This window comes from Pseudazoarcus sp. NS34, assembly GCF_059703725.1.
Window position 1 is genome coordinate 324,643 of record NZ_BAAKIZ010000004.1, and the last position, 13,123, is coordinate 337,765.

Here is a 13,123-nt window from a genome sequence, read left to right on the forward strand (position 1 = left end):
CCACCCATCCAGCGGAGAACTCCATGGCAGCCTTCGACGATCCCTTCAACAGCAAGCCGCTGACCGGCTGCTCCTGCGGCAACCACACCAGCCAGGCCGAACACGACGCGGCGCTGCCGTCCGGTGAAGACCCGGCCATGCAGCGCGCCGTCGAGTCGGCCGTGGTGCGCGCGCTGTTTCCCGACGACACCATGCGCCGCCGCTTCCTGCGCAGCGTCGGGGCCGGTACGGCGCTCGCGGCGATCTCGCAGTTCATGCCGATGAGTGCGCTGGCTGCCATGGCGTCGGAGGCTGGCCCGCTGGAGAAGAGCACGCTGAACATCGGCTTCCTGCCGATCACCTGCGCCACGCCCATCGTCGCGGCAGACCCGCTGGGCTTCTACGAGAAGCAGGGCCTCAAGGTGAACCTGATGCGCACCGCCGGCTGGGCTGTGGTGCGCGACAAGACCATTGCCAGTGAATTCGACGCCGCCCACATGCTCTCGCCGATGCCGCTAGCCATCAGCATGGGGCTGGGCTCCGACCCGGTGCCGATGGTCATGCCGGCCATCGAGAACGTGAACGGCAACGCCATCACGCTGGCCATGAAGCACAAGGACAAGCGCGACCCGAAGGACTGGAAGGGCTTCCGCTTCGCCATCCCGTTCGACTACTCGATGCACAACTTCCTGCTGCGTCACTACCTCGCCGAGCACGGGCTGGACCCGGACAAGGACGTGCAGCTGCGCGTGATGCCGCCGCCCGACATGATCGCCAACCTGCGCTCGGGCAACATCGACGGCTTCATCGTCGCCGAGCCCTTCAACCAGCGCGCGGTGTTTGACGGCGTGGGCTTCATCCACAAGCTCACCAGCGAGCTGTGGGATCGCCACCCGTGCTGCGCCTTCGTGTCGACGGCGAAGTTCGCGCAGGAAATGCCCAACACCTTCTCGGCATTGTTCCGCGCCATCGTCACCTCGACGCTGCACTGCTCGGGCATGGAAAACCGCAAGGCCGTGGCCGACGCCATCGCCGGGCCGAACTACCTCAACCAGCCCAACACCGTGCTCGAACAGGTGCTGCTCGGCCGCTTCGCCGACGGCCTCGGCAATGTGCGCAACGTCCCCACCCGCATCGATTTCGACCCCTTCCCGTGGCAGTCGATGGCGGTGTGGATGCTCACGCAGATGAAGCGCTGGGGCTATGTGAAGGGCGACATCGACTACAAGCAGATCGCCGAACAGGTCTTTCTCGCCACCGATGCGCGCAAACGCATGGCCGAACTGGGCTTCGAGGCACCGGCCGAGAACTACAAGAGCCACACCATCATGGGCAAGGTCTTCGACCCGGCCAAACCCGAAACCGTCCTGATGTAACGGGCATCCCGACGGGCGCTGCAACCACCCCCGGCAGCGCCCGCCCTTTGTTCCACCCCCTGACAGAGGACGCGCATCATGAGCAAGACACTGATCTCCCCCGCCGAACTGGCCGCCATGAGCGACGTGGTCATCATCGACACGCGCTCACCCGACGCCTACGCCGCAGGCCACCTTCCCGGCGCCGTGAACCTGCATGACATCTTCACCTTCCTGGCCACCTCCGACTCGGCCGGCGTGAAGGAAATGACCGACAAGTTCGCCACCGCTTTCGGCGCCGCCGGGCTCGACGGCAAGAAGACCGCGGTGCTCTACGAGCAGTCGATGAACAGCGGCTTCGGCCAGTCGTGCCGCGGCTATTTCCTGCTCACCTTCCTCGGCTACCCGAAGGCCGCGGTGCTGCATGGCGGCTTTGCCGCGTGGAGCGCCGCCGGCATGCCGACGACCACCGACGTGCCCACACCAACACCCGCAAGCTTCCCGGTCGACCCCGCAGCCGCGTCGATCCTGCTCACCAAGGAAGACGTTCTTGCCGCGCTGAAAGACCCGTCCATCGCGCTGCTCGACGTGCGCGACGTGGACGAATGGATCGCCGACTCGTCCTCGCCCTACGGCAAGGACTTCTGCCTGCGCAAGGGCCGCATCCCTGGTGCCAAGTGGGTCGAGTGGTATCGCCTGATGAAGCCCTCGGCCGAAGGCCCGGTGATCAAGGCCCCGGCCGAGGTGCTGGCCGAACTGGCCACGGTCGGCATCGGCAAGGACATGCCGGTCTACATCTACTGCTTCAAGGGCGCGCGCGCCTCGAACAGCTTCCTGGCGCTCAAGCAGGCCGGCGTGAAGGACGTGCGCATCTACTTCGGCTCGTGGAACGAATGGTCACGCGACCCGGCGCTACCCATTGAGGAAGGCCTACCCTACGCCGCCTAAGTCCTGCCACGGCGGGCGCATCGCCGCATGTGCCCGCCCATCGGAAACCCCCTGATGACCGTCACCATCGACTACTTCTACTCCCCGATGTCCGGCTACGCCTACCTCGGCGAGGCGCGCCTGCGCGAGATCGCTGATGCGGCCGGCGCGCGCCTGCGCTATCGCCCCATGGACATCGTGCGCGTGTTCGCGGCAACCGACACCGTGCCCCCTTTCAAGCAATCCGATGCGCGCCTGAGCTACCGCCGCGAAGACCTTGCCCGCAAGGCGCGCATGCTCGGCCTGCCGATCAATGTCTCGCCCCGTCACTGGCCGACCAACGCCGCGCTGGCCAGCCGCGTCATCGCCGCCATTGCCCTCGAAGGCGGCGACCCCGGCCCAGCCTCGTCCGCGCTGCTCAAAGCCGTGTGGGCCGACGAACTCGACATCGCACAGCCCGAACACGTCGCCGACGCACTGAACCGCGCCGGCCTGGATGCAGCCAGCCTGCTCGATGCGGCCGAAACCCCCGAGGCGGCTGCAGCGCTGGCCGGCAATACCGAGGCCGCCATCGCGGCGCGCGTGTTCGGTTCGCCGACCTACGTGGTCGACGACGAACGCTTCTGGGGACAGGACCGGCTGGAGGATCTGGCGAAACGGCTCGGCATCTCCTGAAGCGCCCGCAAACTCTGGAGCGGCCGGACGCATTGCTCTACAGTCGGGGCCTCCTGCCCGCCGGACTGTTCCATGCGCCCCGAAGCCGCCGCCCGCGCCATCGCCTTCTACCTGCCGCAGTTCCACCCGATCCCCGAGAACGACGCGCAATGGGGCAAGGGCTTCACCGAGTGGACCAACGTGGCGCGCGCTCGCCCGCTGTTCCACGGTCACCGGCAACCGAATCTGCCGGGCGAACTGGGCTTCTACGACCTGCGCGTGCCGGAAGTCCGCCAGGCACAGGCGGACCTGGCGCGGAGTGCCGGCATCGAAGGCTTCTGCTATTGGCACTACTGGTTCGGTAACGGGCGCCGCGTGCTGGAGCGCATCTTCGACGAGGTGCTCGCCAGCGGCGAACCCGATTTCCCGTTCTGCCTGGGCTGGGCCAACCACAGCTGGACCGGGCACTGGTGCGGCCTCGACAACCACGTGATGATCGAACAGCACTATCCGGGTGACGACGACATCCGCGCACACTTCGAGCATCTGCTGCCGGCCTTTCTCGACCGTCGCTACATCGAGGTCGACGGGCGCAAGCTCTTCGTGCTCTTCGATCCCCCCGCACATCCCGATCTCGCCGGCTTCCGGCGCATCTGGACGGAGTTGGCGCAACGCAACGGCTTTGCCGGTTTCCATTTCGTCTCGGCAAAGGGGCCGGAGGGCGACCTCGACGGGTTCATGCGACGCAACACCCTGCCCCTGATCCGCAAGATCAAACGGCGCAGCCTGCTGCGCAGGACACACAAGGTTCTGACGGCCGCGGGGCTCGCACCGCCGCGGGTTACGCGCGCCGACTACGCCGAACTCATCGAACGGACCAGGGCCTTGCCGCTGCGCGACGACGAAATCCCCTGCCTGGTGCCGAACTGGGACAACACGCCGCGCTCGGGGCGCAACGGTTACGTCATCACCAACGCCACACCGGATCTGTTCGCGCAGCACGCGCGCGACAGCCTGGCGGCCATCGCCGACCGACCGGCCGAGCAACGCCTGCTGTTCATCAAATCCTGGAACGAGTGGGCCGAAGGCAACTACCTGGAGCCGGACGCCGAGTTCGGCCGCAGCTGGCTCGACGCCCTGCGCAGCGTGCTGCTGCCACAGGCGCAGACCGACGTGGCCTCAGCCGAGGTGCAAGGCATCCAGCCCGCTCGCGCGTAACACGCGCCGAGTGACCGCGGTGTCGAGCACGCGCCGGTCGCCGGGGTCGATCAAGGCAAGCCGGCGGCGCGCACGGGTAATGCCGGTGTAGAGCAATTCCCGCGTGAGGATGGGGCTGACGGTATCCGGCAGCACCAGCGCGACGGCGCCGAACTCCGAACCCTGAGATTTGTGCACCGTCATCGCAAACACCGTCTCGACCGAGCGCAGCCGGCTGGGCAGCACCCAGCGCACGCGACCGCTGTCGCTGGCGACAAAAGCCACACGCAGGCGCTCGCTGCCGTCGGCCTCAAGGCGCAGCAGGGTCACGCCAATATCGCCGTTCATCAGGCCCAGACCGTAATCGTTGTGGGTGACCAGTACCGGACGGCCGGCGTACCACTCATGGCCGGCGTCAATGCGCCCCGCGCTGACCAGCCAGCGCGCGATGCGGCGGTTCAGCCCCTCTACACCCCACTCACCACGGCGCACTGCGCACAGCACCTGGAAGGCCGCGTGGGCTTCGAGCACGTAGCGCGCTGCGTCGTCGGCAGTGGCGTCATCGGCTGCGACCGGCTCACGGGCAAGCGCGAGCCAGTCGTGCGTGCCATCCAACACCAGCGCGCGCAGCGCGGCGTCTGCGGCGCTGCCGGTGTGAAAAGCGAGGTCGGTATGGCCCGCGGCAAGTTCGGCCCGCACGTCCTGCGGCGCGCCGGCGTTGACCGCGTCAGCGAGCCGGCCGATGCCGCTGCTGGCGTCAAAGCGGCGCGAGACGCGCAACATGGCGATGCTCTGGTCGAGTGGCGTTCCTGCAGCATCAACATGCTCGGACCCGATGCTTTGCCCGGTCGCCTCCTCAATCCACGCCGCGGTATCGGGCGTGAAGTGCGCTTCGCGCGCCCGCGCAGCGAGCACGCCGAGCACGGCGCCGGCCTCGACCGAGGCGAGCTGGTCGCGGTCGCCGAGCAGCACCAGCCGGGCGCCTGCAGGCAGCGCGGCGAGCACGGCGGCCATCATTTCAAGATCGATCATCGAGGCTTCATCCACCACCAGCACGTCGAGCGCCAAAGGGTGGTCAGCGTCGTGGCGGAAGCTGCGCGAATCGGGCCGCGCGCCGAGCAGGCGGTGCAGTGTGGTGACAGTCGCGGGAATGGCGGCGCACACGGCATCGTCAATCTTCAGCGCAGCCAGCGCACCGCCGATGGAGGCGTTCAAGCGTGCCGCCGCCTTGCCGGTAGGCGCGGCCAGACGGATGCGCAGCGGACGCAGCGGATCGGTCTCCAGCGCAAGCGATTGCAGCAGCGCGAGCAGGCGCACGACGGTGGTGGTCTTGCCTGTGCCGGGGCCGCCGGTGATGACCGAGAAGGCGCTACGCGCGGCCAGCGCGCAGGCCACCTTCTGCCAGTCGGGGCCGTCGGACGGTTCGAACAGCGCATCAAGCACCCGGCGCACTTTGGCGGGTGATGGAGCAGACGACGCGGTCACGCGCGACGTAATAGCGGCGATTACCGCCTGCTCGAAACGCCAGTAGCGGCGCAGGTACAGCCGGTTGCCGGTAAGCACCAGCGGCGATTCACCTTCGCCCGAGCCGACCAGTTGCCCATGTTCCAGCGCCGCACGCCAAGCGGCGGCATCGAGCCCCGCCAGCAAGGCACGCGGCGTGTCGTCTCCGTCCGGCGCGCCGTCGGGAGGCAGCGACAGCGCGAAGTCCGGGTCGCGCAAGGTAGCTTCCAGATCAAGGCAGGCGTGGCCGCGCCCGAGCTGGTGGCTGGCCAGCGCGGCGGCAAGCAGTAGCAGGCCCGGTGCATCCGGTGCCTCACGCCACAGGAAACCGGCGAAGGCTGCATCGAGCGGGCGCAGCCAGCCGCGTTCGGCCCAGCGTTCGATGTGGGCGGCGATTTCGGCTGCAGGCATATCGGGCAGCGGGGTGGCGGACAGGCAGGGGATCATGCCGCCTCCCTTGAGGCGAAAAGGGCGTCCAACGCCTCGATCAGCTCACGCGGCGGGCGCTCGACATGCACGCCGCGCGATTCGGCATGGATGCCGCGCAGGAAGACATAGGCCGCGCCGCCGATGTGGCGGTCGTAGTCGTAGCCGGGCAGGCGCGCACGCAACTGGCGGTGCAGCGCGAACAGGTACAGCACGTACTGCAGCTCGTAGCGCGCATCCAGAATCGCGTCGCGCATGGCGTCCGGCGTGTAGGCCGCCTCATCCGCGCCGAGCCAGTTGGATTTGTAGTCGATGACGTAATAGCGGCCGTCGAACTCGAACACGAGGTCGATGAAGCCCTTGAGCATGCCGGAGAGCTGGGCAGGCTCAAGCGCAGGGCGCGGGGCGGAAGCCAGCGTGTGCTCGCACACCAGCCGATCAAGCGCACGCGTGTCGACGCGGCCGGCCGACAGCCAGAACTCCAGCTCGGGGCTCAACACGCTCGGCTCGGCCAGCGCGCAGGCGGTGCCACCGGGCAGCGGCAGCGGCGTGGTGATCAACGCCTGCAGCCAGCCGGTCAGCGGCGCCACCCACTCCGCCCAGCCACGCGGCGTGGCGCGACGCTCGACCTCGGCCTGCAGCCCTGCCGTGTCCGCTGCGATGGCCGCAAAGCCCTCGCGCGCGGCCCATTCGAGCAGATCGTGCAGGAAGGTGCCGGCAGCCGCGCCGCGCGGGAAGGCGTGCACGCTGCCCGGCGCTGGCTTGGCCGGAGTGATTGCGGGCGCGGATTCGGCCAGCGCCTCGCGGAAGACGTCCTCGCCCGGCGTGTCGGGTGTGCCGCCAGCGGTGCGCAGCGCGGAGTAGCTGGCGATCCACCAGGGTTCGCGCGGAAGGGCGGTGGGCGTGCGGGCGTGCAATCCGGCGTCGCTGGCGACTTCGGGCAGGCGCTCAAAATCGGGTTCCGGCGCAAGGCCAGCAGCAATATGCGCGCAGTCGCCGCGCAATTCGGCAAGCCGCGCCGGCAACTCGGCCGCATCGACCTCGCCCAGCACGTGGCCCAGCGCACTGGCCTTGAGCGTGTCGAACGGCGCCACGCCGACCCAGGTAGCGTGGCGCGCGCGGGTCAGCGCGACATAGAGCTTGCGCAGGTCTTCGGCGCGGCGCTCATGCTCGGCGCGCTCGCGGCCGGGCGCGAAATCTACCAGCGAGACCTGCAGCGCGCCGTCGTCTTCATGCCACAGCAGCGGCAGCTTGCCGCCGTCGCGGTCGCGCGCCGAGCAGCCGAAGGGCAGAAACACCAGCGGATATTCGAGGCCCTTGGACTTGTGCACGGTGACGACCTGCACCAGGTCGGCGTCGCTCTCGAGCCGGATCTGGCGGCCTTCGTTGCCGGTGCCGTCGGCGGCGTCGCGGCATTCGTTGGCGAGATGACGGATCAGCGCGTGTTCGCCATCCAGCGTCTGGCTGGCCTGCTGCAGCAGTTCGGCCAGATGCAACAGATCGGTCAGCACGCGCTCGCCGCCGTCGGCGGCCAGCATGCGCGCCGGCACATCATGGTCGTGCAGCAGATGGCGCAGCATCGGCAGCACACCCTGACGGCGCCAGGTGTCGCGATAGCCGCGGAAACGCAGCACGGTTTCTTCCCACGCGCGTTCGTCGCGGTCGAGTGCGTCGAGCGCGGCCCAGTCCAGGCCCAGCGTGGCGGTGGCGAGCGCACTGCGCACGCGGCGCGGCTCGTCCGGTTCGGCGCAGGCTTCGAGCCACAGTTGCAACTCCATGGCCTGCGCGCTGGCGAAGACCGAATCGCGGCCCGACAGATAGACGCTGCGCACGCCGCGAACCGCCAATGCGTCGCGCACGATGGCGGCCTCGTTGCGCGTATTCACCAGCACGGCAATGTCGGCCGGACGCAGCGGCGTGAAAGCCTCGCCGGCGCGGAACCCGGCGCGCGCCTCACGAGCTGCGGCGAGCAGCTGGCGGATGGTCGTGGCGCACGCTGCAGCGATGCCGGCACGCTCGTCGCCGCGCCTGGCCTTGCCTTCGGGCGCGGGCAGATGCCACAGGTTGAGCGCTGCGAAATCCAGGCCATCGCACTCAAAGCGCTCGACACGCCCCTTCGCATCGGCCGGCAGAAACGGCACCGAGCTGCCCGCACCCGCGCCGAACAGGAAAGTACCGCCCGGCCGTGTGTCTGCAGCCGCAAACACACGGTTGGTGGCATCCACCATGGCGTTGGTCGAGCGGTGGTTGCGGTTGAGCGTGTACAGCCGGCCAGCGCAGGCGCGGCGCGCAACGAGATAGGTATGGATGTCGGCGCCACGGAAGGCGTAGATGGCCTGCTTGGGGTCGCCGATCAGCACCAGCGCGCAGTCACCGGCGGGCGCGGCAACGCGGTACACGGCATCGAAAATGCGGTACTGAACCGGGTCGGTGTCCTGGAATTCGTCGATCAGCGCGACCGGGTATTTGGCGCGGATGCGCGCCGCCAGCCGCTCGGCGTTCGGGCCTTCAAGTGCGGCGGCGAGCCGCGCAAGCAGGTCGTCAAAACCAATCTCGGCGCGGCGACGTTTCTCGAGGTCGAAGCGCGCAGCAACCCAGTGCGCGGCGTGACGCAGCACGTCGGCGCGGGCGTCGGGCAAGGCGGCGAGCGCAATCTGCAAGGCTTCGATGGCGGCAAAGGCCGGATGCTCGGGCGGCTCGCCCTTCTTCTTCCAGGCCTCGCGAATGCCGTCCGGCGAGAAGCGCTTGAAGATCGAATCACTACGGGCCGGTTCGATGGCGTCCGGGTCGTCCTGCCACGCGTCGAGTGAAGCCAGCCAGCCGTCGTACCAATCGCGGCGCAAGCTCACGCCCTGCGCGCGGGCCTGCTCGAACAGTTCGCGCAGCTCGGCCACCCACGCGCCCCAGGGCGCCTTCAACTCGGCCAGCAGGCGTTTGCGCTCGGCCAAAGCGCTGGCCAATGTCGCAGCCGGATCATCGGCTGGCGGCAAGCGGTCGGCGTGTGTGAGCACGTCCTTCAAGGCTTCGGCCAGCGCATCCGGCGCGGCCCACCAGCGGCGCACCTCGGCCACCGATTCGGCCGGCAGCGGCAGCATGAAGCTGCGCCACCAGTCGCGCACCGCTTCGTCGCGCAATTCGGTGTGATCGGTTTCGAGCTTCAGCGCGAAGGGGCTGCCGCTGTCGAAGGCATGTTCGGCCAGCACGCGGCGGCACCAGGCGTGGATGGTGGATACGGCCGCTTCGTCCATCCACTCGGCCGCCATGCGCAGGCGACGCGCGCGGCCGGGCAATTCGACTGCGGAATAGCCGGCGCGCAGTTCGGTGAGGAATTCGTCGGCGGCCGACTCGGGCTGTTCGAAGGCGCTGGCGGCTTCGCTCAGGCGACGGCGGATGCGGTCGCGCAGTTCGCGCGTGGCGGCTTCGGTGAAGGTCACGACCAGGATTTCGGGCGGGTCGAGTTCGCGCGAAAACGCCGCCTCGCCGCCGTGGCCGAGTACCAGCCGCACGTACAGCGCGGCGATGGTCCAGGTCTTGCCGGTGCCGGCGGCGGCCTCGATCAGACGGCTGCCGGACAGCGGGAAAGTGGTGGCAACGAGCTTGTGCGGCGCGCTCATTCCGCTTCCCCTTCATCGCCGCGCAAGGCGTCGAGCATGGGCTGCAGCAGGTGCGCGGCCCACTCCGCCAGCCCGGCCGCTTCGAGCGCGGCGTAGTCGGGCCAGGCGCGCGCCAGATGCGGGTCGTCGCCACGCTCGCCGGCAAAGTTGAAGTCGTCGCCCTCGTAGGTGCGACGCGCATTCTTGCCGGCCAGCAGTTCGGCAGCGGTCTTGACCGCGAAGGGCAGCGGCCGGCACAGGCCGGTGTCGCGGGCGCGCAGCATGTCGGCCAGCAGCGCCCGCGCGGTGTCGGCATCAAGTGGCGCAAAACGCGCATCCCCGACAGCGGCGAGCAGACGCGTGACAGTCGGCCCGCCGAGTTGCGCGGCGACGTGCGCGGGCCAATGGCGCCACAGCACTTCGTGGCGATAGCCCGCGCGGCCGCTGCCGGTATTGATCAGGCGGCTGGCGACCAGCAGTACGCGAGCACGAGCGCCTGTCGCATCCGCGCGCAGGCCCGACATGCGGTCGGCCAGCGCCAGACGGCGGCCGTCGACATCCACCTCCACCGCCACGCCTTCGTCTTCCAGCGCCTGCGGCCACAGCGCGAGTTCGGTCTGGTACTGCTCGAACAGCGCCTGCATCGGCAGTGCCAGATCGTGCGCCTCGGCCACGCCGAAACCGCCCGGCGCGAAATCGCCACGGCGGGCGATGCGCGCGAGCCCGGCGTCGCGCGCGGCGCTCAGGTCACCCCCTACGGCGAGTGCACGCAACTGCACGGTGATCAGCTCATCGCCGCGCTGCCAGCGGTGCAGGCCGTCGGCGTCGAAGGGCTCGACATCGTCCGCAAGCGCTTGCTCGCGCGACAGATCCACGCCCAGCCGCGTGCGGAAGAAACTCTTCACCGGATCGCGCAGGAAGCGCGACAGCTCGTCGAGCGTCAGCGGCTCGTCGCTCGCGAGCGGTTCCAGCGCGGCTTCCGCCAAGGGGCGCGCAGCGGCCGACTCCCGCCATTCGCGCGCATAGGTGAACAGCTCGGCATCGCTGCCGAAATACACCGGGCTGAAAGGCTGCAAGCAATGCTCGACAGTGATCTGCGCCAGCAGGCCGCCCGCGGCCCCGCGCCAGCCGGCGGCGAGGTGGTCGCGCAACTGGCCGACCAGCACCGAGGCCGGGCGCTCGGCGTTGTCGGTGATGCTGCGGCCGACCCACGACACGTAGAGCACATCGCGCGCGGAGAGCAGCGCTTCGAGGAACAGGTAGCGGTCGTCCTCGCGACGCGAGCGGTCGCCGGGGCGGTACTGGCCGGGGCGGCCCATCAGGTCGAAGTCGAGCGGCGCGCGGGTACGCGGGTAGTCGCCGTCGTTCATGCCGAGCAGGCAGACGTGGCGGAACGGAATCGCGCGCATCGGCATCAGCGTGGCGAAGGTCACCGCACCAGCGAAAAAGCGCTGCGTGAGGCCGCCGCCATCGAGTGCGCTCATCCAGTGTTCGGCCACCACCGCCAACGGCAATTGTTCGGTGAGCCCGGCCTCGCTGCAGGCCTCGGCCCAGTCAGCCAGCGCGGTGTTGAGGCGCTCGACGGTGAGTGCCGCGTCGGCATCGTCCTGCGTGTCGAAGAAGTCGGCGAGCAGGCTGCTCAGGCGCTCCGCCCACTGCTGCGGTGCCGCCGGCTCGCGCAGTTCGCGCCAGGCCACGTCGAGCCGCGACACAAGCTGTGCGAGCGGCCCGAGCAGCGCGGCGTCCAGCCCGCCGATTTCGCCGTGCGACTCGATGCCGTGCCAGCTCACCTCGCCGCCCGCGGCGTAGCCAAGCAGCATGCGGCGCAGGCCGAACAGCCAGGTGTGATCGGCCTCGCCGGCGGCCGGCAGGCCAAGGCCCGCGCGATGTTCGGCATGCAGGCCCCAGCGCACGTTGGCGCCGCGAATCCAGCGCGTGAGCGTGGGCAGGTCGGATTCATCCAGCCCGAAGCGTCGGCGCAGCACCGGCACGTCGAGCAGGTCCAGCACGTCGCTGGCGGTAACGCGCGCGTTCGGCAGGCCGAGCAGCAGTTCCAGCCCCTGCACCAGCGGGTCGGTGGCGCGGCTGCCCTGGTCGGCCAGGCAGAACGGGATGCGGCGCGCGTCCTTCGCATCGTGCAGGCCGAACACGGCGCGCACGTGCGGCGCGTAGGCGTCGATGTCCGGCACCATCACGATGATGTCGCGCGGCCGCAGCGCCGGGTCGGCGTCGAAGGCGGCGAGCAGGCGGTCGTGCAGGATCTCGACTTCGCGCTGCGGGCTGTGGGCGATGTGAAACTGGATGGAGTGATCGTCGGGCGCCACCGCCGGCCACGTGTCGCGGGTTTCGGCCAGCGGCCGCAAGGCGCGGACGTCGTCCTGCAGTTGCGCCAGCAGCGTGGAGCCGCCGGTTTCGTCGAAACGGTCGATGCGCTGACCCACGCCTTCGAGCAGCGCGGCATGGCGACTGCGCGCGGCGGCATCGTCGTAGGTGTCGAGCAGCGCAATGAAGTCGCGCCCCTGCCGGCCCCAGGCAGCGAGCAGCGGCTGGGCGTGGGCGTGGAGCGCGTCTTCGGGCAGTTCTTCCGGGAAGCCGGCGCGGCGTTGCTGACGGCTGGCACGCTCGCGGCGCAGCAGTTCGCGCCCCTGCACGATGTCGGCCCAGTGGTGCTCGCAGGGGTTGTGCACGCACATCAGCACCTGTGACCAGCGCGCCATCGCCGCCAGCACTTCGAGCGACTGCTGTGGCAGCGACGAGATGCCGAACACCAGCACGCGGCGCGGCAGGCCCGACGGGCGCGCGTCGCCGGCCGATTCCACCACTTCCATGAAGCGCTCGTGCACCGCCGCCCGGCCGCCCGTGGCGGGCAGGCCGGCATCCGCCAGATCGCGACACAGCGCGCGCCATAGCGCCGGCTGCCAACGCTGATCATCGGGCAGTTCGGCCGCCTGGCCACGCAGGCTCGGCAACACGTCCTCACCGGCCGCCCAAGCCGCCAGCCAGTCAGCGCGGTACACCTGATACTGGTCGAACAGATCAGCCAGCCGACCGGCCAGCTGGAATCGCTTGCGCGCGTCCGCGTCATCCGAAAGGAAACGCGCCAGCGGCGCATACACCGGGTCTTGCAGCAGTTCGGGCAACAGGCGCATCAGCCGCCAAACCAGCCGCGATTCATCCAGCGGCGAAGCCTCCGGCACCGCCTCACGCCCCAGCACCGCGCGATACACCCGCCAGAAGAAACGCGACGGCAGATCAAAGCGCATCGCCGCCGCAATGCCGCAACCGCCCTCGCGCTCGTCCGCCAGCGCCAGCCGCAGCCACTGCGCGATGCCGTTGCTCTGCACCAGCACCACCTCGTCCTCCAGCGGCGCCAGCGGATGCGCACGCATCCACGCCACCAGCACGTCGCGCAGCGCCTCGGCACGGTTGCCGTGGACGAGGATCAAACCGGGCGGAAGTTCGGGGGTGGCGGACATGCGCGAAGGATAC

The 13,123-nt window shown here is 69.4% G+C and carries 7 protein-coding genes; 4 read left to right on the forward strand and 3 right to left on the reverse strand.

The window, feature by feature from the left end:
* Positions 1-23 precede the first annotated feature (23 nt).
* The 4 genes from AC6H0N_RS14950 to AC6H0N_RS14965 all read left to right on the forward strand — a co-directional run bounded on the left by AC6H0N_RS14950 (position 24) and on the right by AC6H0N_RS14965 (position 4,133).
* Positions 24-1,355 carry a CmpA/NrtA family ABC transporter substrate-binding protein gene (locus tag AC6H0N_RS14950; RefSeq protein ID WP_497574920.1) on the forward strand — a complete coding sequence of 444 codons (1,332 nt, stop codon included), beginning with the start codon at positions 24-26 and terminating at the stop codon, positions 1,353-1,355.
* Positions 1,356-1,433: 78 nt separating this feature from the next.
* Positions 1,434-2,282 (forward strand): sulfurtransferase, encoded by an 849-nt coding sequence (locus AC6H0N_RS14955; protein WP_497574921.1) that lies wholly within the window; start codon positions 1,434-1,436, stop codon positions 2,280-2,282.
* A 54-nt stretch (positions 2,283-2,336) separates the two neighbouring features.
* Positions 2,337-2,936, forward strand: a complete 600-nt coding sequence (locus AC6H0N_RS14960) for a 2-hydroxychromene-2-carboxylate isomerase (RefSeq protein WP_497574922.1) — start codon at positions 2,337-2,339, stop codon at positions 2,934-2,936.
* A 72-nt stretch (positions 2,937-3,008) separates the two neighbouring features.
* Positions 3,009-4,133: a glycosyltransferase WbsX family protein gene (locus AC6H0N_RS14965; protein ID WP_497574923.1), complete on the forward strand. Its 1,125-nt coding sequence runs from the start codon at positions 3,009-3,011 to the stop codon at positions 4,131-4,133.
* On the opposite strand, the gene recD is transcribed toward AC6H0N_RS14965, so the two are convergent.
* From recD to recC, 3 genes are read right to left on the reverse strand one after another with little or no spacing between them, the layout of a single operon-like run.
* The gene (recD, locus tag AC6H0N_RS14970) at positions 4,095-6,062 is read right to left on the reverse strand and encodes an exodeoxyribonuclease V subunit alpha (RefSeq protein ID WP_497574924.1); all 1,968 of its coding nucleotides are present in this window, start codon (positions 6,060-6,062) and stop codon (positions 4,095-4,097) included. The two genes, AC6H0N_RS14965 and recD, sit on opposite strands and share 39 nt — an antisense overlap.
* Positions 6,059-9,655, reverse strand: a complete 3,597-nt coding sequence (recB, locus tag AC6H0N_RS14975) for an exodeoxyribonuclease V subunit beta (RefSeq protein ID WP_497574925.1) — start codon at positions 9,653-9,655, stop codon at positions 6,059-6,061. Before recB ends, recD begins: the two co-directional genes overlap by 4 nt.
* Entirely contained in the window at positions 9,652-13,110 is a 3,459-nt protein-coding gene (recC, locus tag AC6H0N_RS14980; protein WP_497574926.1) for an exodeoxyribonuclease V subunit gamma, read from the reverse strand. Before recC ends, recB begins: the two co-directional genes overlap by 4 nt.
* Between the last annotated feature and the right edge of the window lie 13 nt (positions 13,111-13,123).